Here is a 21,004-nt window from a genome sequence, read left to right as displayed (position 1 = left end):
GAAATTCTCTACTTACGCGACAGCAAACATCACGTACAGACCCAGACCAACAGCGATCATCGGGATGGCGTCAACCAGACCCATAACGATAAAGAACTGTGTACGCAGCAGAGGAATCAGGTCAGGCTGACGTGCAGCGCCTTCCAAGAATTTACCACCCAGGATGCCGATACCGATCGCAGCACCGATTGCCGCTAAACCCATCATCACAGCGGCAGCCATGTACAGCAGATCCATACTCAGGTTTTCCATGACAGTCTCCAGTTTGTTTCAGTTTAAAAGTGCAAGTGTTTTAAGAAAATCAGTGCTCTTCAGATGCCATCGACAGATAGACAATCGTCAGAACCATGAAAATAAAGGCTTGAAGCGTAATGATCAGGATGTGGAAGATAGCCCAAGGCAAGCTCAGGACCCACTGTGACCACCACGGCAACAGGCCGGCAATCAGGATGAAGATCAACTCACCCGCATACATGTTGCCGAACAGTCGCAGGCCCAGTGAAACAGGCTTGGACAGCAGGCTGACACCTTCAAGAATCAGGTTGATAGGAATGAATACAGGGTGGTTGAACGGCTGCATGGTTAACTCTTTAACGAACCCGCCAACGCCTTTCATTTTGATGCTGTAGAACAGAATCAGGATAAATACGCCCAACGCCATCGACAAGGTCACGTTCACGTCCGCGGTTGGTACTACACGCAGCGCAGGCAGACCAAGATGAGCCCCGATGAACGGCAGGAAGTCTACCGGAATCAGGTCCATCATGTTCATCAGGAATACCCAGACGAACACGGTCAACGCCAGCGGAGCAATTACCTTGCTCTTGCCGTGGTACATATCGCGCACGCTGCTGTCGACAAACCCGACGACCAATTCCACTGCGGTTTGCAGTTTACCCGGCACGCCGCTGGTGGCGTTTTTGGCAACCCTGCGGAAAACCACCAGGAACAGAACCCCGAGGACAACGGAGAAAAACATCGAGTCGAGGTTAATCGACCAAAAACCAGTCCCGACCTGAAGCTGCGTCAGGTGGTGACCGATATACTCCTGTGGACTGTTGTATCCCTCTGCAGACATGATGCCTCTACCCTTATTTAGTTAATTTCGGTAACTGTTAATCACGGCGGGTGCCAAAATTTGCACCACTAACACCGCTAAATAGGTCAGGCCAAGCGGTATAAACTCCGCCTTGAACACCCCAAGCGCCACGATCAGCAAAACGATGGTGATCACGACCTTTAGCCCCTCGCCTATGGCGAACGACCAGGCAACCCGACCGGGCGCCGGCGTCTGCGCCTGATGGCGCAAGGCAAACAGCATAAACATTGCACTCGGCAACCAGGCGGCGAGACCACCTGCCAATGCCGAAGCGCTCCATTCCAGGCTTTTCAGCAAGAAAACAGCGCTGATCAGAACAAAAGTCATTAACTGCAGGAACAGCAGTTTGCGTGCTACTTTTCCGCTGTAAAGGGACACAGACATGACGTTTGTTCTCTCCGTACCCCAGAGGGGGTATGCTGAGTGACGTATAAAACTGTCTTTGCTGTTCTGAGTCAAGCAGCAAAAAACGAGCAAATTATACGGGGCATACCAACGAATTCAATCGATAAGTAGCGAAAAGGTGAACAATTATTTAAATTCCCCTATTTGGGGCCATTTTCACAAGAAAACGGTCGGAATAATAGGGCTGATTTAATTGTCTGATTATTCCAGCATTGCACCAAGAAACGCGAAGCCGCTCACAATAATGCCTCGTAATGATTTATAGCTCATCGTAGCCTAAACTGTCTTTAGCTAATTGAGCGTTCAAAAGACATTATAAATCAAAACATTACATGTTAACTGTTCAAAAACAATCCATACACCCGATAAAAACCTTTTATTGACAGCTTCCGGGCTAATATTACAACAGCCAATTAACATTAGCAGCAAAGCAGAATCGTCCGCCTATCGTTGCTAACGTGACTATTTCAAAATGCAATTACCTTATTGTCGCTAATTTACGGCGCTTTTTGTGTTAATAAAAAGTAAATTAACTAAAAAAACCGCTATTTAATTAGCCTGCTTACTTTTACTTAAGGCACTATTTTTTAATTCACGCTTATTTGATCGAAAGCAAAATCAGTTTGCCTTAAGTACCACCAAATGGCGTTCACCTTCGAGTTCAGGCACCTGCAGACGCACCACCGTCTCCAGCACTATGCCTTCAGGCAATCGTGCCAGCTCTTCATCCGGGCGTACCCCTTTCAGCGCGTAGAACCTGCCCTGCCCTTTTGCCGGCAGATGATGGCACCAGGACAGCATATCCTGCAGCGAAGCGAAAGCGCGGCTGATGACGCCGTCAAACGGCGGTTCGGCCGGGAACGCCTCGACACGGCTCTGCACCGGCTCGACATTGGCCAATCCCAGTTCATGCTGCACCTGGCGCAGGAAGCGCACGCGCTTGCCCAAGCTGTCCAACAGGGTGAAATGTGAATCAGGACGGACGATGGCCAACGGGATACCAGGCAGACCGGGCCCTGTGCCTACATCGATAAAACGCGAGCCTTGCAGATGCGGATTCACCACGATGCTGTCGAGAATATGGCGCACCAGCATTTGCTGCGGATCGCGCACGGAGGTGAGGTTATAAGCCTTGTTCCACTTATCCAGCATGCCGACATAACCCAACAGCTGCTGTTTTTGCTGATCGGGAAGCGCAATACCTGCCGCCGAGAGCAGCGAATCTAATTTTTTCTGCACAACGTGTCCTCTGACAGGCGCGGAACGGCAAGCCAAATCAGGGCTGGCCAATGAGGCGACCATGATAATTCAGGCCCGGGATGATGTCAGCGGTCGTTTGCTCACAGAGTAAACAAACGACCGCCCAGAAACAGGATTTATGCGCTGCGGCGCAGCAGCCCCTGCTTTTTCAGCCAAATCAGCAGGATCGATATCGCCGCCGGAGTGATGCCGGAGATACGGGAAGCCTGGCCGATAGAGTTCGGTTTATGATCGTTCAGTTTGGCGATCACTTCATTCGACAAGCCGGACACCTGCTGATAATCGAGATCCAGCGGCAGCACGGTATTCTCGTTGCGCTGTTGCTTTTCGATCTCTTCCTGCTGGCGAGCGATATAACCTTCGTATTTTACCTGGATCTCAACCTGTTCGGCGGCCTGAGTATCCGCCAGCGGCGGTGCGAAAGCGGCAACGGTGGTCAGCTGCGCGTAATCCATTTCAGGACGGCGCAGCAGTTCCTCGCCGTTAGCCTCACGTGACAGCGGTGCTTTCAGCAATGCGTTGACCTGCTCGACGTTTTCAGCGTGAGGATGCATCCAAATGTCACGCAAGCGCTGGCGCTCTTGTTCGATATGTTCCAACTTCTCGCTGAAACGTGCCCAGCGGGCATCGTCAACCAGGCCCAGCTCGCGGCCTTTTTCGGTCAGGCGCAGGTCGGCATTGTCTTCGCGCAGCATCAGGCGGTATTCGGCGCGTGAAGTGAACATGCGGTACGGTTCTTTGGTCCCGAGAGTACTGAGATCGTCCACCAGTACGCCGAGGTAAGCCTGATCGCGACGTGGCGACCAGCCTTCGTCTTCATTGGCGTAGCGCCCGGCATTCAGACCGGCCAGCAGGCCCTGGGCCGCGGCTTCTTCGTAGCCGGTGGTGCCGTTGATCTGGCCGGCGAAGAACAGGCCCTGGATGAATTTGCTTTCCAGTGTGGGTTTCAGATCGCGAGGATCGAAGAAATCATATTCGATGGCGTAACCCGGGCGAACGATACGGGCATTCTGCATCCCTTCCATCGAACGAACGATCTGCATCTGTACGTCAAACGGCAAGCTGGTGGAAATGCCGTTTGGATAAATTTCATTGCTGGTCAGCCCTTCCGGTTCTAGGAAGATCTGATGCGCGTTACGATCGGCAAAGCGCATCACTTTGTCTTCGATCGACGGGCAGTAGCGTGGGCCGATCCCTTCGATGATCCCGGCATACATCGGGCTACGATCGAGGTTATTCCGGATCACGTCATGGGTTTTTTCATTGGTATGGGTGATGTAGCACGCCATTTGTTCCGGATGCTGATTGGCATTCCCCATGAACGAGAAAACCGGAATCGGTGTATCGCCATGCTGCGGAGCCAGTACGCTGAAATCGATGGTACGTGCGTCAATCCGCGGTGGCGTGCCTGTTTTTAAACGGTTTACGCGCAGTGGCAGCTCACGCAGACGCTGTGACAGCGAGATCGACGGAGGATCCCCGGCGCGGCCACCGCTGTAATTTTCCAGGCCAATGTGGATCTTGCCGTCCAGGAAGGTGCCTACGGTCAGTACTACCGCTTTGGCACGGAATTTCAGGCCCATCTGGGTAACAGCGCCGACGACGCGATCGTTTTCCACAATCAGATCTTCGACCGGTTGTTGGAAGAGAGTCAGATTAGGCTGGTTCTCCAGAGCGGTGCGAACTGCCTGGCGATACAGCACGCGGTCTGCCTGAGCACGAGTCGCTCGTACCGCAGGGCCTTTACTCGCGTTTAGTATCCTAAACTGGATGCCGGCATGGTCGATCGCCGTGGCCATAAGGCCGCCAAGTGCATCAATTTCCTTAACCAGATGCCCTTTACCAATACCGCCAATCGCCGGGTTGCAAGACATCTGCCCCAGCGTATCGATATTGTGTGTCAATAATAAAGTCTGACGCCCCATGCGTGCCGCAGCCATAGCGGCTTCGGTACCGGCATGGCCACCACCGATGATGATGACGTCAAATTGCTCTGGATAAAACATGGAACTGCACCTCGCCGTATTGCGAACGATCGTTGTTTGCCCTGGGGTGGGGGATTCTACTCAAGTTTAGTCGATCGACCAAGTGGTCAGGATCTTAGGTAATTAAAAGAAGATCTTTTTTATTTAAAGATCTCTTTATTAGATCTCTTATTAGGATCGCGATCCTCTGTGGATAACTGATTATTCGCGAGTGAGATCAGCGGATTAAGGAGGATCGTTAGCTGTGAATGATCGGTGATCCTGTTGCTTATAAGCTGGGATCTAAATGGCATGTTATGCACAGGACAAAAAGCGACCTAGGGTTGTTATTGGGATAACTACTGCTTTTACCCTGCTTTTAAGCATAGTTATCCACAATCGTTCGCGTGATCTTTGTGCAAATTAGAGCAAATTAACCCAGTTTTTTACCCATTCCTCTGCCGGATCCTCAGGAATTTCGTGTTTGGTCACGTCGATCTCCAGCCGATCGCCGATCCTTTTCGCTCCACAGGCGATCAAAAGATCGTTGATCCGTTGGATCGCGCCGCAAAAGGTATCGTATTCAGAGCTGCCTAAACCGACGGCACCGAACTCTACCTGCGATAAGTCAGGCCGCTGTTCTTCTATTTGTTCCAGAAGCGGCTGCAGATTATCCGGCAAGTCGCCGGCGCCGTGGGTTGAAGACACCACCAGCCAGCGCCCGGAGAGGGTCAGTTCATCCAATTCAGGGCCGTGCAGCATTTCGGTAGTGAAACCCGCTTCTTCCAGTTTTTCAGCCAAATGTTCGGCTACATACTCGGCGCTGCCAAGCGTACTGCCACTGATCAGAGTTATGTCTGCCATGAATGCATGATCCCAGCCTTCTTAAAGTCGCAGCATTGTACGCTGTGAATCGGCTGGGATCTACCTGTGGATAATATGGGTATACTAATTAACTGACTAAGGCGTGATGGTACGCATGATGGGGTTCTGCAGCGAGATCAGGGTTTCGGTGGACTGGATCTCGTCAATCGTCTGGATCTTGTTGATAAGTACCTGTTGCAACGCATCTATGGAGCGGCACATCACTTTGATAAATACGCTGTAATGGCCAGTGGTGTAGTAGGCCTCGACCACTTCTTCCAGGCTTTCGAGTTTTTTTAGCGCGGAAGGATAGTCTTTGGCACTCTTTAATATAATGCCGATAAAACAGCAGACGTCGTAACCCAGCCGTTTGGGGTTTACGTCTACCCGTGCGCCGGTAATGATGCCGGCCTGCTTCATTTTCTCTACCCTTACATGAATGGTGCCGGGACTGACGGCAAAGTTCTTCGCCAGTTCGGCATAAGGCGTGCGTGCGTTCTCCATAAGGGCGTTGAGAATGCCGCGATCGAGATTATCGATCTGGTAATTTTCCGCCATTTAAACCCCCGTTAATTGCTGATTGTTTAATTATCACCGTCTAAAAATGAACGATTAAAATTGAAAAGGCAATATTGATTATCGTATGTTGAATTTAAGTGCCGTTATGTTGCTTAATCGATGACAACAGAGACAGATTTATAAGAGAAACGGCAATGAAAAAACAGTTTATCCAAAAACAACAACAAATCAGCTTGGTTAAATCCTTCTTCTCTCGCCAACTGGAACAGCAGCTTGGCCTGATCGAAGTGCAAGCGCCTATCCTCAGCCGCCTGGGCGACGGCACTCAGGACAACCTGTCCGGCAGCGAAAAAGCGGTGCAAGTAAAGGTGAAAACCTTACCGGACGCCACCTTCGAAGTGGTGCATTCGCTGGCCAAGTGGAAACGCAAAACCTTGGGCAGCTATGATTTCGGCGCAGGTGAAGGCCTGTATACCCATATGAAAGCGCTGCGCCCGGATGAAGACCGTCTTAGCGCGATCCACTCGGTTTACGTTGATCAATGGGATTGGGAACGGGTGATGGGCGATGGCGAACGCAACCAGGATTACTTGCAAAGCACCGTGCGCAGCATTTATGCGGCTATTAAGGCTACGGAAGCCGAAGTGAGCCGCGAATACGGCTTAGCCCCATTCCTGCCGGAGCAAATCCACTTTGTTCACAGCGAAACCCTGTTGCAACGTTACCCTGAGCTGGATGCCAAAGGTCGTGAGCGGGCTATTGCCAAAGAATTGGGTGCGGTATTCCTGATCGGTATCGGCGGCAAGCTGTCGCATGGCAAATCTCACGATGTGCGTGCGCCGGATTATGATGACTGGACCACGCCGGCAGCAGAAGGGCTGGCTGGCCTGAACGGCGATATTGTGGTGTGGAACCCGGTATTGCAGGATGCCTTTGAACTCTCTTCTATGGGGATCCGCGTTGACGCCGACGCGCTGAAACGCCAATTGTCGCTGACTGGCGATGAAGATCGCCTCAAGCTGGAGTGGCATCAGTCGCTGCTGCGCGGCGATATGCCGCAGACCATTGGCGGTGGCATCGGACAGTCGCGTTTGGTCATGCTGTTGCTGCAACTGTCGCATATCGGCCAGGTGCAATGCGGCGTATGGTCGCCGCAAGTGCGTGAAGCGGTCGAAGGGCTGTTGTAATCTTCAGCGCCGCCAGCGGCGCATTAAACGGCTTTTTAACCCGGTATCAAAGCGCCAGATATGATCGAAGATGCGCATTATGCCGGGTTTGCCATAGGCGGACATCGCCACGGCATGAAAGCGCTGCTGGTGGCTTTGCTGCTGCTGTTTCACCTTCTTTATTACTTCCTCCGGCAACCGCTGGGCAATAAAGTCAGAAATGATCACTGCGTCGGCGTCAAACCAGCCGCTGTCTGCCATTTTGGTGACGGTGGCGTTCAGGCAAGCGGCCAGATCGGTGCCGCCGCGAAAATGCTGGCCGAGAAATCGCACCGCCTGCTCGATGCCGCTGGCGGCGGTAAGCTCGTAATGTACGATTTGGTTGGCGAACAGCATGATGTAACAACGGCGGTTATCCGCCAACGCTATGCGCAGCAGTGCCAGGCAAAAGGCCTTGGCGCACTGCTCATTGAAACCGCCCATCGAGCCTGAAGTATCCACGCAGACGATAAACGGCCCGCGTGGTTGCTGATCTTGCTGCTGGTGGGTGACCTGTCGGATCAAGATTTGCTCCTGCCAGACGTCACCCTGCAGGCGATACGTCAACAGCCGCTTTTCCAACAAGCGGCGGTAAAATTCAAACTCCAGTTCTTCGATGCCCAGCGTGGCCAGTTCCGGCGGCAGCAGGCGCAGAATATCGTCGCTTTGGTGAATGCCGCTGACCTCTTCCGGCAGCGTGGCCGGCACCTGGACCATTACGCGGAACGGTTCCGGCAGCGCGTCTTGCTGTTGCACCGCCTTGGCCTGATAACTGCGGCCCAATTGCTGCGCCAGTTTTTTCAGCTCCGGCTGCTGTTGCAGGAAATTGCCGTATTCCACCAGCCGTTGGTAGTCGCCGCGTTGCAGATGGCCTTTGCTCATATCCCACAACCGCCCGGCGGCGGTGTCATTTTCCGACAACAGCGGCTCCAGCGCGCCGCTCAGCGCCAGACGTTCCTGCAGCTCTGCCATCAGTTGCTCTCGCTCCTGTTCCAGTAGCTGGTGGTGCAGCATGGTGGCCTGTAGCGTCAGGCTGATGCGCCAGCGCTGCAAAAACAGGGTCTGGAAGCTGTCGTCCAGCGGATGATTGGGCAGATCGGCGGCGTCCACCAGCGAACGGGCCTGCTCATAAAACGGAGAAACCAGTTGGCGCAGCAGATCGAGGGTATCGTTCAGGTGGTGATAGAACTGGGTATTGTTCTCCAACTGACACTGTTGATAGCGATAAAACTCCTGCGCCAGCGCCGGGGGAACCATGGCTTCATGAATACGCTCTTTCAGTTGCAGCTTCCAGCGCGGCAGATCGCGATCCAGCGCCCGGCGGATGGCCGGAAACTTCTTGAAAAAAACCGTCAACTGCGGTGCTGCCAACATGCCGACGATCATCTCCTCGATCAGCTCGCCTTCGGTGATCGCCAGCAGCAGATCGAGCGTTTCCAGGCTGAGCATCGTTATTGGCCGCGCATCTGCTGGTGCTGCTGCTTGATCTGCTCTGCCACCTGCAACAGGCTGGCTTCAATTTTTGCCAGGCCGCCGGCAGGAGTAAACAGGCAGGGTTGGTGTTGGCTGAACAACCGACGCTGTTCTGCCAGGCGTTGCGCCAGCGCGTCCATTTCGTCCAGCATCGCCTGCGGCGTTCCGCCGGTCTGTTTGCCGGGCAAGGCCAACAGAGAAGGCTGGCGGCTGACGTCCAGTATCGTCAGGTGCAGTTGCTCGTCCACTTCCAGATCGATCTGCTGGGCAAAGCCGATGCCGTTCAGTTTGGCGCGCACGTCGCCACCCTTTTGCAGCCAGTTTTCCAGCGCGCTGCTTTCAATGCTCAGATGGTTGACCTGAATATCATGCAGCTGCAGCGGTTTTTGCAGTAGCAGGGTCAGGGTACCGGTGCCTAAGGGCGCAGCCGGCATAAACTGGGGTTTTCTGCTGAACATGGCGCCTTTTTTCACCAGCGCTATTGCCTGACGATCGCTTTGTTGTTGTTGATGTTGTAGCCAGCGGGTGTGGATCTGCTGTAGCTGGATCAACAGCGTTTGCTGCTGATAGGCCGACTCGGTCAGTAGCTGGTCGATTTGCTGTTGCAGCAGCTTTAGCGAAGTGAGGTCATGCCACAGGCAATCCTTCAACAACATCAGATCGAGCGGGGCGACGGCGTCGCGGCCGCTGAAGAAGGCGCAAGCCTGCAACAGCCGCAGCGCTTTTTTCCAACGACGGTCGGAGACGTAGGGGGCGCTTTCTAGCGCATCCAATCGTTGGCGCAACTGGAATATCAGTTCAAAGCAGCCTTCGGGCAGTTTGACCTTGTCGATCTGCGGCTGCCATTGGTGAAATTCTTCGTCGCTGATGCTCAAGGCTTCAGGGACCGGGTTGTCATTCTCATTCTGGCGGCTGACCAGCAGCGAGCGGAAATTCTGTTTATCCTGAACTTTGTCCAGCCACAGGCGGATCAGCATGCGGTCGTACAGCGCTTCCAGGCTGTTGTCGGCCTCAGGCAGTTCGTTAGAGGCGGTAACCAGTAATCGCAGCGGGATCGGTTCTTCGCTGTTGCCGTTGCGGAAGCGGCGTTCGTTGATCGCCGTTAGCAGGGTATTTAGGATCGCCGGGCCGGCTTTCCAGATTTCATCCAGGAACACGATCTCCGCCTCGGGCAGATAGCCGGCGGTCAGACGCTGATAGCGGCCTTCATCTTTTAATGCCTGGATAGACAGCGGACCGAACACTTCTTCCGGCGTCGAGAAGCGTGTCATCAGGTATTCGAACGAACGCGCGCGGCGAAAGGCGAATTTTAACCGGCGGGCAATCAGGCTCTTGGCGATGCCGGGTGGGCCGAGAAGAAACACGCTTTCACCGCTCAGGGCCGCCAGCAAACACAGGCGAATTGCTTCCTGCCGTTCATAAAGACCGCTCTCCAGCGCGCTGCTGAGGCGGGAAATCCGTTCTGCCAGAAGTGATGATGGCGCCATATTATTGTCGTGTTGTCCGAGAGTTAGCCAATCTTGGTGGATAATTCGATGATAAACCACCATTATTTTTAATGGTATAGCTTGTTGATTAGTAAAATCTTTCTATTATCAAAAGGGTGGCTGGTTCACATTTTGTTTATTTTTCGGGGCTGATATAAGAGTAGGCAAGCAGTATAAATCGTGCATACTGTGCGCCTTTTAGTGGGCGTAACGGATCTTAGAGCCCGTATCTCTGGCTGATGCGGATGCATCGCTAACGGATGTTCTAATAAAGAAACGAATTATGAGCACAGAACATAAACAGTCCTTATCAGCGGTAACTCTGGCGGCAATTGGGGTGGTTTACGGTGATATTGGCACCAGCCCTCTTTATACCCTGAGAGAATGTTTCTCCGGCCATTATGGCTTCGATGTTCGTCCTGACGTGGTGTTTGGCTTCCTGTCCCTGATTTTCTGGATGCTGATTATCATCGTTTCGCTTAAATACCTCAGCTATGTCATGCGTGCGGATAATGCCGGCGAAGGCGGTATTCTGACGCTGATGTCGCTGGCCGGGCGCAATACTTCCGCGCGTACCACGGCGGTGTTGGTGATTCTTGGCCTGATTGGCGGCAGTTTCTTCTATGGCGAGGTGGTGATCACCCCGGCGATATCGGTGATGTCGGCGATAGAGGGGCTGGAGATAGCCGCGCCGTCGCTCGATGGCTATATCGTCCCCTTATCCATTCTGGTGCTGACGCTGCTGTTCGCTATCCAAAAACACGGTACCGGCAGCGTCGGCAAACTGTTTGCCCCGGTGATGCTGCTGTGGTTTATCGTGTTGGCGGTGCTGGGCGCGCGCAGCATCATCGCTAACCCGGAAGTGCTGCAGGCGATGAACCCGAAATGGGCGCTGAACTTCTTTATGGAATATAAGAAGGTCTCGTTCTTTGCGTTGGGCGCAGTGGTACTGTCGATTACCGGCGTTGAGGCGCTGTATGCCGATATGGGGCACTTCGGCAAATTCCCTATCCGCCTGGCCTGGTTCACCGTGGTGTTGCCTTCGCTGGTGCTGAACTATTTCGGCCAGGGCGCGTTGTTGCTGAAAAATCCCGAGGCGATCAAGAACCCGTTCTTCCTGTTGGCGCCGGATTGGGCGTTGATCCCGCTGCTGATCTTGGCGACGCTGGCTACGGTCATTGCCTCGCAAGCGGTGATTTCCGGCGTATTCTCTCTGACCCGCCAGGCGGTGCGCCTGGGGTATCTGTCGCCGATGCGCATTATCCATACCTCGGAAATGGAATCCGGCCAAATCTATATTCCGGTGATCAACTGGACGTTGTATATCGCGGTCGTGCTGGTGATTGTGGGCTTTGAACACTCCAGCAACCTGGCGGCGGCGTACGGCATCGCCGTTACCGGCACCATGGTGCTGACCAGTATTCTGGTGACCTCGGTGGCGATCAAAAATTGGCACTGGAACCGTTTCATCACCGTTGGCATCCTGATTATCCTGCTGATTATCGACGTGCCGATGTTCTCCGCCAACGCCCTGAAACTGTTCTCCGGCGGTTGGCTGCCGTTGATGCTGGCGCTGGTGATGTTCATCATCATGACCACCTGGAAAAGCGAACGTTTCCGTCTGTTGCGCCGCATGCATGAGCACGGTAACTCTCTGGAGGCGATGATTGCCTCGCTGGAGAAATCGCCGCCGGTGCGGGTGCCTGGCACGGCGGTATTTATGTCGCGCGCCATTAACGTGATCCCTTTTGCGTTGCTGCATAACCTGAAACACAACAAGGTGCTGCATGAGCGGGTGGTGCTGCTGACGCTGCGTACCGAGGATGCGCCTTACGTACACAATGTGCGCCGGGTGACCATCGAACAGCTGTCACCGACTTTCTGGCGGGTGGTGGCCAGCTACGGATGGCGCGAAACGCCGAACGTTGAAGAAGTGTTCCACCGCTGTGGGTTGGAGGGGCTGCCGTGCCGCATGACGGAAACCTCGTTCTTTATGTCGCATGAGTCGTTGATCCTGACCAAACGGCCTTGGTATCTGTTCCTGCGCGGCAAGCTGTTTATCGCGCTGAGTCGCAACGCGTTGCGCGCGCCGGACCAATTTGAGATCCCGCCTAACAGGGTGATAGAGCTGGGAACCCAGGTCGAGATTTAACTCCCTCTCAGGGGCTCAGCCATGCTGGGCCCCTTTTGTTTCCGCTTTTCAGTTGCACGAGCGAAACGTTTCGATAGCGATCACATTTCTGCATTATCCCGGTTGCCTTCCCCTGCCTTTTTTTTAAACTCATCCGATAGCGAAACGTTTCGCTGCTGGAGTGAGAAGATGAAAAAAGGCGTACTGCTGAATGCTGAGGTTTCTGCCGTGGTTTCCCGGCTCGGCCATACCGATCAGATTGTCATCTGCGATGCGGGGCTGCCGATCCCGGCGGTGACGCAGCGTATCGATCTGGCGCTGACCCAGGGAGTGCCGACGTTTTTGCAGGTGGTCGGGGTAGTGACGCAGGAGATGCAGGTTGAAAGCGCCATTCTGGCGGAAGAGATGGTGCATCAAAATCCGCAGCTCCATCAAGCCTTGTTGGCTCAACTGACACAGCTTGGCCAACACCAGGGAAACACCATTAGCGTGAGTTATATCAGCCACCAAGCTTTTAAAGCGCAAACTGAACACAGCCGGGCGGTGATCCGCAGTGGTGAATGTTCGCCGTACGCGAACGTCATCCTCTGCGCCGGCGTAACTTTCTGAGGCATTTATGCAACCTTTACTGCAACTGAAAGGGATCGATAAAGCCTTTCCCGGCGTGAAGGCGCTTTCCGGCGCCGCACTCAGCGTCTATCCCGGTAAGGTGATGGCGCTGGTGGGCGAAAACGGCGCCGGGAAGTCCACCATGATGAAAGTGCTGACCGGCATTTATAACAAAGATGCCGGCAGTCAGTATTTTCTCGGCAAAGAGGTGGCGTTCAACGGGCCAAAGGATTCGCAGGATGCGGGCATCGGCATTATCCATCAGGAACTGAACCTGATCCCTCAACTGACGATTGCGGAAAACATTTTCCTGGGGCGTGAGTTTGTTAACCGCTTTGGCTGCATCGACTGGAAGCGAATGTACGCCGAAGCCGACAAGCTGCTGGCGCGGCTGAACCTGAGTTACAGCAGCCACCGGCTGGTGGGCGAACTGTCGATCGGCGATCAGCAGATGGTGGAAATCGCCAAGGTGCTGAGCTTCGAGTCGAAAGTCATCATTATGGATGAGCCGACCGATGCGCTGACCGACACGGAAACCGCGTCTTTATTTAACGTGATCAACGAACTGAAGGCCGAGGGGCGCGGCATTGTTTATATCTCGCACCGGCTGAAGGAGATTTTCGAAATCTGCGATGACGTTACGGTGTTCCGTGATGGGCAGTTTATCGCCGAGCGACCGGTCAGCGAGCTGCAGGAAGATCTGCTTATCGAAATGATGGTCGGCCGCAAGCTGGAGGAGCAATATCCGCGGCTTAACCTGCCGCGCGGCGAAAAGCGGCTGGAGGTCAGCCAGCTTTCCGGCCCCGGCGTGGATGACGTCAGCTTTACTCTCTACCGTGGTGAAATACTGGGTGTCGCTGGGCTGATGGGGGCCGGGCGTACCGAGTTGATGAAGATTCTCTACGGCGCCGCGCCGCGCAAAGCCGGCACTGTCAGCCTCGATGGCCATGAGGTGGTGACTCGCTCCCCGCAGGACGGCCTGGCTAACGGCATCGTGTATATCTCCGAAGACCGCAAGCGCGATGGACTGGTTCTGGGAATGTCGGTGAAGGAAAACATGTCGCTGACTGCGCTGCGTTATTTCAGCCGCGCCGGCGGTAGCCTGAAACAGGCTGATGAGCAGCAGGCGGTAGGGGATTTCATTCGCCTGTTCAATATCAAGACCCCTTCGATGGAACAGCCGATTGGCCTGCTTTCCGGCGGTAATCAGCAGAAGGTGGCGATTGCCCGCGGTTTGATGACGCGGCCAAAAGTGTTGATCCTCGATGAGCCGACGCGCGGTGTCGATGTCGGCGCAAAAAAAGAAATCTATCAGTTAATCAACCAGTTCAAGCAGGAAGGGCTGAGCATCATTCTGGTGTCTTCGGAAATGCCGGAGGTGCTGGGCATGAGCGACCGCATCCTGGTCATGCACGAAGGGCACTTAAGCGGTGAATTCCCGATTGAACAGGCCACCCAGGAAGTGTTGATGGCAGCGGCCGTCGGCAAGCAATACGGCGTAAAGCAGGAGTAATCAGATATGAGTTCCCAGAGTGTCGCAAAGCGCTGGTTCAGTAAAGAGTGGCTGTTAGAGCAAAAGTCCCTGATTGCTCTGCTGGTGCTGATTGCCGTGGTCTCTTCAATGAGCCCGAATTTCTTCACCCTGAACAACCTGTTCAATATTCTCCAGCAAACTTCGGTGAACGCCATTATGGCGGTCGGGATGACGCTGGTGATCCTGACTTCCGGTATCGATCTGTCGGTGGGATCGCTGCTGGCGCTGACCGGTGCGGTGGCGGCGTCGATCGTCGGTTTTGAAATCAACGCGGTGGTGGCCGTTGCAGCGGCGCTGGCGTTGGGTGCTGCGGTGGGCGCCTGCACCGGCGTGATTGTCGCCAAAGGCAAGGTGCAGGCATTTATTGCTACCCTGGTGATGATGTTGCTGCTGCGCGGCGTCACCATGGTGTACACCAACGGCAGCCCGGTGAATACCGGTTTTACCGACGTGGCCGATACGTTCGGCTGGTTCGGTATCGGCCGTCCGCTGGGGGTGCCAACCCCGATCTGGATCATGGCGATAGTGTTTATCGCCGCCTGGTACATGCTGCACCACACCCGCTTGGGCCGCTATATTTATGCCCTGGGCGGTAACGAAGCGGCGACCCGCCTTTCCGGCATCAGCGTCGATAAAGTGAAGATTATCGTTTATTCACTGTGCGGGCTGCTGGCGGCGCTGGCGGGTGTTATCGAAGTGGCGCGCCTGTCTTCTGCGCAGCCGACAGCCGGTACCGGTTATGAGTTGGATGCCATCGCGGCCGTCGTGCTGGGTGGTACCAGCCTGGCGGGCGGCAAGGGCCGCATCGTCGGCACGCTGATCGGGGCGCTGATCCTTGGCTTCCTGAACAACGGCCTGAATTTACTGGGTGTTTCTTCCTACTACCAAATGATCGTGAAGGCAGTGGTGATACTGCTGGCGGTTCTGGTAGATAACAAAAGCAACAAGTAACCTCCCCTACAGGAATCACGATGATGAAAATGAAAAAACTGGCAATCCTGGCTTCGGCCTTCGCTCTGACTGCTACCCTGAGCGCTAACGCGTTGGCGAAAGACACCATCGCGCTGGTGGTGTCCACACTGAATAACCCGTTCTTCGTTTCCATGAAAGAAGGCGCGCAGCAGGAAGCCAACAAGCTGGGTTATAACCTGGTGGTGCTGGACTCGCAGAACAATCCGGCGAAAGAGCTGGCTAACGTGCAGGATCTGATGGTGCAGGCGCCTAAACTGCTGCTGATTAACCCAACGGATTCCGATGCGGTGGGTAACGCCATCAAGATGGCCAATCAGGCCAAAATCCCGGTCATTACGCTGGACCGCGTGGCGAGCAAGGGCGAGGTGGTCAGCCATATCGCTTCGGATAACCGCGTTGGCGGCAAAATGGCCGGCGACTTTATCGCTAAAAAAGTGGGCGCAGACGCTAAAGTGATCCAGTTGGAAGGGATCGCCGGTACCTCCGCCGCCCGCGAGCGCGGCGAAGGGTTCAAACAGTCTCTGGATCAGAACAAATTCAAACTGCTGGCCAGCCAGCCAGCAGATTTCGATCGTACCAAGGGTCTGAACGTAATGCAGAATCTGCTGACTGCGCATCCGGACGTGCAGGCGGTGTTTGCGCAGAACGACGAAATGGCGCTGGGCGCACTGCGCGCGCTGCAAACCGCCGGTAAAACCGATGTGGTCGTGGTAGGCTTCGACGGCACCGCCGACGGCGTGAAAGCGGTTGAAGGTGGCAAGTTGGCGGCGACCGTGGCGCAGCGTCCGGACCAAATCGGCGTGATTGGCGTGGAAACGGCGGATAAAGTCTTGAAAGGCGAGAAAGTGCCGGCAACCATCCCGGTTGATTTGAAACTGGTCACTCAATAAGTCATACCAGCGCCATCGAAACGGGGCGTTTATGATGGCGCGCAATTCAGGAATCAATGCGATGGAAACAGGTAAGCTGGTGGTGCTTGGCAGTATCAATGCCGACCATATCCTCAATATTGAGCAGTTTCCCCACCCGGGTGAAACGGTGATCGGGAAACAGTATAAGGTGGCATTTGGTGGTAAAGGCGCGAATCAGGCGGTGGCGGCAGGGCGCAGCGGTGCGGAGATTGCCTTTATAGCCTGCGTCGGCGCAGATGACATCGGAGAGCGCATCCGCTTGCAACTGGCGACCGATCGCATTGATACCCAACCTATTGAGGCGATTGCCGACAACACCACGGGCGTGGCGCTGATTTTTGTCAATGCTGAAGGCGAGAACGTGATCGGCATCGATGCCGGTGCCAATGCCGCCGTAACGCCCGACTATCTGGCGCGCTATCAGCAGAAAGTGATCCAGGCCGATGCTTTGCTGATGCAGCTCGAGTCACCGCTGGAAACGGTGATGGCCGCCGCACGTCTGGCGAAGCAGCATCAAACGCAGGTGATCCTCAATCCGGCACCGGCGCGTGAGCTGCCGGATGAACTGCTGGCGATGGTCGATATGATTACGCCCAATGAAACGGAAGCCCAGCGCCTCACCGGCATAGCTATCGCTAATGATGATGATGCGGCGCGTGCGGCGCAAGCCTTGCACGATAAAGGCATCGGCACGGTGATCATTACCCTTGGCAGCCGTGGCGTTTGGCTGAGTGAGAACGGCAACGGCAAGTTGGTGCCCGGCTTCAAGGTTAAAGCGATAGACACCATAGCTGCCGGTGATACCTTCAACGGGGCGTTGGTGACGGCGCTACTGGAAGGTAAAACGATGGCAGATGCGGTGCGCTTCGCCCATGCGGCGGCGGCAATCGCGGTAACCCGCCCTGGCGCTCAGCCTTCCGTGCCCTGGCGTGAAGAGATCGACGCCTTCTTGCAGCAGCAGGAGTAACGCCTTTGGCCACCATGAAAGATGTCGCCCGCCTGGCGGGCGTTTCAACCTCGACGGTTTCACACGTTATCAATAACAATCGCTTTGTCAGCGACAGCGTGCGCGACAAGGTCATGGCGGCCGTAGAACAATTGAACTACGCGCCTTCCGCGCTGGCGCGCAGCCTTAAGCTCAACCAGACGCGGACCATTGGCATGCTGGTGACGTCCAGCAACAACCCGTTCTATGCCGAAGTGGTGCGTGGCGTTGAACGCAGTTGCTACGAGCGCGGCTACAGCCTGATCCTGTGCAATACCGAAGAGGATGCCGCGCGCATGAACCGCAGCATGGAGACGCTGTTGCAAAAACGCGTCGATGGCCTGCTGTTGATGTGCACCGAAAACCATCGACCGTCACAGGACGCGCTGAGCCGCTATCCGTCACTGCCTATCGTGATGATGGACTGGGCACCGTTCGAAGGGGCCAACGACATCATTCAGGATAACTCGCTGCTGGGCGGAGAGATGGCGACCGATCACCTGATCGCCCGCGGTTATCGCAACATTGCCTGTATCGCCGGCCCGCAGGATAAAACCACCGCTCGCCATCGTTTGGAAGGCTACCGCCGCGCCATGCAACGCGCCGGGCTGGCGATTTTGCCCGGGTACGAAGTGCACTGCGACTTTGAATTTGAAGGTGGCGTTGCCGCGATGAAACAGCTGCTGGCGTTGGCCGAACCGCCGCATGCGGTATTCGCCGGTAACGACGCGGTAGCGGTAGGTGCCTATCAGGCGCTATACCAGGCCGGGTTGTCGGTACCGCAAGACATGGCGGTGATGGGCTACGATGATATCGAACTGGCCAAGTATCTGGCACCGCCGTTAAGTACTATTCATCAGCCGAAGGATTCTCTGGGGGAACTGGCGATTGATGCGCTGATCAACCGCCTGCAGAATCCGGAACGTGAAGCCCAGGTTCTGGTGCTGACCCCTGAGCTGGTGGAACGTGCTTCGGTGGGCCACCGCTAGCCCGCCGCTTTCGCTTCTTTCTTCGCTTCCCGGCCGCCGATCAGATTGCGGCCATCCTTCGTTCTCAATAGCATGAAGACAAACGCCGACGCGACGGTGACAATCCCCATCGTAATAAAGGTGTAGTGGAAGTGATCGATCATGGTGCCGAGCGACATCGATTCGTAGAAACGCAAAACTGCTGCGCTGATCGCCACGCCGAAGCTGATGGAAAGCTGTTGGGTAACCGCCAGCACGCTGTTGCCGGAGCTGGCATTGGCATCGTTTAAATCCGCCAGACTGATGGTATTCATGGCGGTGAATTGCGTAGACATAGCCATGCCGAGAACGAATAACGGCAAGATCATCAACCACAGCGGCATCCCAGGGCTTTGCAGCGCGAACTGGGCAATCAACACGCCGATAATTACAGTGATCCCAACCAACGTCTTGCGGTAACCGAACCAGCGCAGCACCTGTGTGACGGTGGATTTTGCCATCAGCGAACCGACGGCAGTCGGTGCCATCATGCAGCCGGCGATAATCGCAGAATAACCGAAGCCCACCTGTAGCATCAGTGGCATCAGAAACGGCACACAACCTGTGCCCAGGCGCGAGGCGACGTTGCCGGCAATGCCCACCGAGAAGGTGCGTGTCTTGAACAAATCCAGATCAATCAGCGGTTGGGGATGCCTGCGGGCATGAGCGATATAACCGAACAGCATCACCACGCCGCTCAGCAGGATACCTAGCGAGATATAGCTGGCCAGCACTCGTTCGCCGAACAACTCAAGCCCGGTGGAAACCAGCACCAGACTTAGGCCAAACAACATAAAGCCAATGAAATCGAAACGGCGCTTGGGGGTGGTGAAGTCCGGCATGTATTTACGCGCATAGAAGATGCCGAGCAGGCCAATCGGGATATTAATCAGGAAAATCCAATGCCAGGTGGCGTAAGTCACCAGCCAGCCGCCCAGCAGCGGCCCCATGATTGGCCCAACCAACCCCGGCATGGTCACGAAGTTCAGTACTGGTAATAGTTCGCTGCGCGGGTAGGCGCGCAGCAGCGCCAGACGCGCCACCGGCATCATCATCGCACCGCCGATCCCCTGAATGACGCGTGAAGTCACCAGCACGCTTAACGTAGGGGAAAGCGCACACAGCAATGAGCCCAAGGTAAACAGCGATACCGCGAGGATAAATACCCGGCGGGTGCCGAAGCGGTCCGCCAGCCAACCGCTGACCGGGATGAGCATGGCGACCGTCAGCGTATAGCTGATGACGGCGGACTGCATCGCCAACGGCGAGCGATCCAAACTGTGGGCGATCGCCGGTAATGCGGTGTTGAGGATGGTGGCGTCCAGTGCCTGCATAAAGAACGCCATTGCGGCGATCCAGGGTAGCCCTGCCATACTGCGCGCGGATTTGGTCATTGTCGATCCTGGTTAGCTGTCGTATTCGTCCCTCTCATCTTTCTTATATAAGAAAGATGAGTCAGTCTTTCTCTTTGAGTAAAACCTGGCATGCGGCTAACGCCTGGGTGCCGTCACCGGCCAGTATCGCATCCACGATTGTCTGATGGTGTTGGAGCTTAATCACTTCATTACCGGTAATGGCGCGGAAGTAGCTTTGATACACCGAACTGAACAGGTTGGCGAATGATGTCAGAAACGGGTTACCGCTGGCTTCATAGATAAGCTGGTGGAATTGGGTATCAACCTGGATCCAGCGCTCGCGGTCAAATTGGATATGCAGTGCGCGCATCTCCGCCATCAATTCGGCCAAGTGTGCAGTTTGCTGAGCGCTGGCGTTGGCCGCAGCTAGCGAACAGGCCTGCGGTTCCAATGAAGTGCGCAATATAAGGAAGTGTTGCATCACCTGATCGAAGTTTTCCCGCGTCATCCACCAGGTCAATAAATCCTGATCGAGGAAATTCCACTGGCTTTGCGGCATCACCCGGGTACCGATGCGCGGGCGAGGCAGCAGCATACCTTTGGCTGCCAGCATCTTTACTGCTTCACGCACTGCCGTGCGACTCACGCCGAATTGTTCTCCCAGTTCCATCTCTCCGGGCAAGATACTGCCTGCCTGATAATCGCCTGCCAGAATTTGTTGGCCGAGTTTCTCTGCAAGCAGATAAGAAAGGTTGCGTTGGGCGGCCTGTTGTTGAGCGTTAAATTGCATGGCTGCGAGTCCTTACTGACATTGTTACTCTTATTTTACTCTACGGATCGCCTGCTTTTGTGGCTGTTTGCCGGAAAAAGTGACGGAATTGCTGGCTTGTGCAGCGTTTTGCCGAAAAAATCCGCGCTTGAAAAGTTTTTTGCATTTAGGGGTTGCGGCCTTCTGAGAACTCCCTATAATGCGCCTCCACTGACCGGGAACAACGACTGACAAGTCGCCGGGTCAGGAAGAGAAAAGCAAAATAAATGCTTGACTCTTCGGGTGAAAAGCGTAGTATACGCCACCTCGAGTTAACAAGCGAAAGCGACTAACTCACTGCTCTTTAACAATTTATCAGACAATCTGTGTGGGCACTCCACAAGACGATATCCAGTACCTTCGGGTACGAAAAAATATCAAGTCTTGAAGAGTGACTACTGAAGTAAAATTCATTT

Annotated in this window: 19 protein-coding genes; 8 read left to right on the top strand and 11 right to left on the bottom strand. The window is 54.8% G+C overall.

What is annotated here, in order from left to right; genetic code table 11:
* Positions 1–12: 12 nt before the first annotated feature.
* From atpE to asnC, 7 genes are all read right to left on the bottom strand, one after another.
* A complete protein-coding gene (gene atpE / locus V2S86_RS21345) occupies positions 13–252 on the bottom strand; it encodes a F0F1 ATP synthase subunit C (RefSeq protein ID WP_004093904.1) in 240 nt (79 codons plus the stop codon).
* A gap of 49 nt (positions 253–301) precedes the next feature.
* Positions 302–1,078: a F0F1 ATP synthase subunit A gene (gene atpB, locus V2S86_RS21340; protein ID WP_119804752.1), complete on the bottom strand. Its 777-nt coding sequence runs from the start codon at positions 1,076–1,078 to the stop codon at positions 302–304.
* A 21-nt stretch (positions 1,079–1,099) separates the two neighbouring features.
* Positions 1,100–1,483 (bottom strand): F0F1 ATP synthase subunit I, encoded by a 384-nt coding sequence (gene atpI, locus V2S86_RS21335; protein ID WP_006321811.1) that lies wholly within the window; start codon positions 1,481–1,483, stop codon positions 1,100–1,102.
* 639 nt (positions 1,484–2,122) lie between these two features.
* Entirely contained in the window at positions 2,123–2,743 is a 621-nt protein-coding gene (rsmG, locus tag V2S86_RS21330) for a 16S rRNA (guanine(527)-N(7))-methyltransferase RsmG (protein ID WP_330764033.1), read from the bottom strand.
* Positions 2,744–2,880: 137 nt separating this feature from the next.
* Positions 2,881–4,770, bottom strand: coding sequence for a tRNA uridine-5-carboxymethylaminomethyl(34) synthesis enzyme MnmG (mnmG, locus tag V2S86_RS21325; RefSeq protein WP_330764032.1), 1,890 nt, complete (start codon positions 4,768–4,770; stop codon positions 2,881–2,883).
* 381 nt (positions 4,771–5,151) lie between these two features.
* Positions 5,152–5,592 carry an FMN-binding protein MioC gene (mioC, locus tag V2S86_RS21320; protein WP_311994808.1) on the bottom strand — a complete coding sequence of 147 codons (441 nt, stop codon included), beginning with the start codon at positions 5,590–5,592 and terminating at the stop codon, positions 5,152–5,154.
* A gap of 96 nt (positions 5,593–5,688) precedes the next feature.
* Complete coding sequence (asnC, locus tag V2S86_RS21315; RefSeq protein ID WP_004950461.1) at positions 5,689–6,150, bottom strand: transcriptional regulator AsnC; 462 nt, start codon at positions 6,148–6,150, stop codon at positions 5,689–5,691.
* Between the two features lie 155 nt (positions 6,151–6,305).
* Between asnC and asnA the strand changes: the two genes are divergently transcribed.
* Complete coding sequence (gene asnA, locus V2S86_RS21310) at positions 6,306–7,298, top strand: aspartate--ammonia ligase (RefSeq protein WP_330764031.1); 993 nt, start codon at positions 6,306–6,308, stop codon at positions 7,296–7,298.
* Between the two features lie 3 nt (positions 7,299–7,301).
* Here asnA and viaA read toward each other — a convergent pair whose 3' ends face one another.
* Together viaA and ravA are read right to left on the bottom strand one after the other, a co-directional pair.
* The gene (gene viaA, locus V2S86_RS21305; RefSeq protein WP_006321831.1) at positions 7,302–8,765 is read right to left on the bottom strand and encodes an ATPase RavA stimulator ViaA; all 1,464 of its coding nucleotides are present in this window, start codon (positions 8,763–8,765) and stop codon (positions 7,302–7,304) included.
* Positions 8,766–8,767: 2 nt separating this feature from the next.
* On the bottom strand, positions 8,768–10,276 hold the full coding sequence (gene ravA, locus V2S86_RS21300) for an ATPase RavA (RefSeq protein ID WP_330764030.1): 1,509 nt from the start codon (positions 10,274–10,276) through the stop codon (positions 8,768–8,770).
* A 283-nt stretch (positions 10,277–10,559) separates the two neighbouring features.
* Here ravA and kup point away from each other — a divergent pair, with 283 nt between their 5' ends.
* From kup to rbsR, 7 genes are all read left to right on the top strand, one after another.
* Positions 10,560–12,428 (top strand): low affinity potassium transporter Kup, encoded by a 1,869-nt coding sequence (gene kup, locus V2S86_RS21295; protein ID WP_311994804.1) that lies wholly within the window; start codon positions 10,560–10,562, stop codon positions 12,426–12,428.
* Positions 12,429–12,596: 168 nt separating this feature from the next.
* Positions 12,597–13,016: a D-ribose pyranase gene (gene rbsD / locus V2S86_RS21290; protein WP_330764029.1), complete on the top strand. Its 420-nt coding sequence runs from the start codon at positions 12,597–12,599 to the stop codon at positions 13,014–13,016.
* 7 nt (positions 13,017–13,023) lie between these two features.
* Positions 13,024–14,529, top strand: a complete 1,506-nt coding sequence (gene rbsA, locus V2S86_RS21285; protein ID WP_330764028.1) for a ribose ABC transporter ATP-binding protein RbsA — start codon at positions 13,024–13,026, stop codon at positions 14,527–14,529.
* A gap of 6 nt (positions 14,530–14,535) precedes the next feature.
* Positions 14,536–15,501 (top strand): ribose ABC transporter permease, encoded by a 966-nt coding sequence (gene rbsC / locus V2S86_RS21280; RefSeq protein WP_004950441.1) that lies wholly within the window; start codon positions 14,536–14,538, stop codon positions 15,499–15,501.
* Between the two features lie 23 nt (positions 15,502–15,524).
* Positions 15,525–16,412: a ribose ABC transporter substrate-binding protein RbsB gene (gene rbsB, locus V2S86_RS21275; protein ID WP_330764230.1), complete on the top strand. Its 888-nt coding sequence runs from the start codon at positions 15,525–15,527 to the stop codon at positions 16,410–16,412.
* Between the two features lie 61 nt (positions 16,413–16,473).
* The gene (gene rbsK, locus V2S86_RS21270) at positions 16,474–17,400 is read left to right on the top strand and encodes a ribokinase (RefSeq protein WP_330764027.1); all 927 of its coding nucleotides are present in this window, start codon (positions 16,474–16,476) and stop codon (positions 17,398–17,400) included.
* A 5-nt stretch (positions 17,401–17,405) separates the two neighbouring features.
* The gene (gene rbsR, locus V2S86_RS21265; protein WP_004950431.1) at positions 17,406–18,407 is read left to right on the top strand and encodes a ribose operon transcriptional repressor RbsR; all 1,002 of its coding nucleotides are present in this window, start codon (positions 17,406–17,408) and stop codon (positions 18,405–18,407) included.
* On the opposite strand, the gene mdtD is transcribed toward rbsR, so the two are convergent.
* Positions 18,404–19,819, bottom strand: a complete 1,416-nt coding sequence (gene mdtD / locus V2S86_RS21260; RefSeq protein WP_330764026.1) for a multidrug transporter subunit MdtD — start codon at positions 19,817–19,819, stop codon at positions 18,404–18,406. The two genes, rbsR and mdtD, sit on opposite strands and share 4 nt — an antisense overlap.
* Before the next feature lie 61 nt (positions 19,820–19,880).
* A complete protein-coding gene (locus V2S86_RS21255) occupies positions 19,881–20,570 on the bottom strand; it encodes a FadR/GntR family transcriptional regulator (protein ID WP_330764025.1) in 690 nt (229 codons plus the stop codon).
* Between the last annotated feature and the right edge of the window lie 434 nt (positions 20,571–21,004).

The sequence above is a fragment of the Serratia sp. C2(1) genome, assembly GCF_036352655.1.
In the GTDB taxonomy this organism is placed as follows: domain Bacteria; phylum Pseudomonadota; class Gammaproteobacteria; order Enterobacterales; family Enterobacteriaceae; genus Serratia; species Serratia inhibens.
Note: the sequence above shows the minus strand (reverse complement) of the source record. Positions and strands in the feature narration are given on the sequence as shown.

What these genes read in the sequence shown, in the direction of transcription:
- atpE (WP_004093904.1), bottom strand. Translation starts at nt 252, where the DNA reads ATGGAAAACCTGAGTATGGATCTGCTGTACATGGCTGCCGCTGTGATG.
- atpB (WP_119804752.1), bottom strand. Translation starts at nt 1,078, where the DNA reads ATGTCTGCAGAGGGATACAACAGTCCACAGGAGTATATCGGTCACCAC.
- atpI (WP_006321811.1), bottom strand. Translation starts at nt 1,483, where the DNA reads ATGTCTGTGTCCCTTTACAGCGGAAAAGTAGCACGCAAACTGCTGTTC.
- mnmG (WP_330764032.1), bottom strand. Translation starts at nt 4,770, where the DNA reads ATGTTTTATCCAGAGCAATTTGACGTCATCATCATCGGTGGTGGCCAT.
- mioC (WP_311994808.1), bottom strand. Translation starts at nt 5,592, where the DNA reads ATGGCAGACATAACTCTGATCAGTGGCAGTACGCTTGGCAGCGCCGAG.
- asnC (WP_004950461.1), bottom strand. Translation starts at nt 6,150, where the DNA reads ATGGCGGAAAATTACCAGATCGATAATCTCGATCGCGGCATTCTCAAC.
- asnA (WP_330764031.1), top strand. Translation starts at nt 6,306, where the DNA reads ATGAAAAAACAGTTTATCCAAAAACAACAACAAATCAGCTTGGTTAAA.
- viaA (WP_006321831.1), bottom strand. Translation starts at nt 8,765, where the DNA reads ATGCTCAGCCTGGAAACGCTCGATCTGCTGCTGGCGATCACCGAAGGC.
- ravA (WP_330764030.1), bottom strand. Translation starts at nt 10,276, where the DNA reads ATGGCGCCATCATCACTTCTGGCAGAACGGATTTCCCGCCTCAGCAGC.
- kup (WP_311994804.1), top strand. Translation starts at nt 10,560, where the DNA reads ATGAGCACAGAACATAAACAGTCCTTATCAGCGGTAACTCTGGCGGCA.
- rbsD (WP_330764029.1), top strand. Translation starts at nt 12,597, where the DNA reads ATGAAAAAAGGCGTACTGCTGAATGCTGAGGTTTCTGCCGTGGTTTCC.
- rbsA (WP_330764028.1), top strand. Translation starts at nt 13,024, where the DNA reads ATGCAACCTTTACTGCAACTGAAAGGGATCGATAAAGCCTTTCCCGGC.
- rbsC (WP_004950441.1), top strand. Translation starts at nt 14,536, where the DNA reads ATGAGTTCCCAGAGTGTCGCAAAGCGCTGGTTCAGTAAAGAGTGGCTG.
- rbsB (WP_330764230.1), top strand. Translation starts at nt 15,525, where the DNA reads ATGAAAATGAAAAAACTGGCAATCCTGGCTTCGGCCTTCGCTCTGACT.
- rbsK (WP_330764027.1), top strand. Translation starts at nt 16,474, where the DNA reads ATGGAAACAGGTAAGCTGGTGGTGCTTGGCAGTATCAATGCCGACCAT.
- mdtD (WP_330764026.1), bottom strand. Translation starts at nt 19,819, where the DNA reads ATGACCAAATCCGCGCGCAGTATGGCAGGGCTACCCTGGATCGCCGCA.
- V2S86_RS21255 (WP_330764025.1), bottom strand. Translation starts at nt 20,570, where the DNA reads ATGCAATTTAACGCTCAACAACAGGCCGCCCAACGCAACCTTTCTTAT.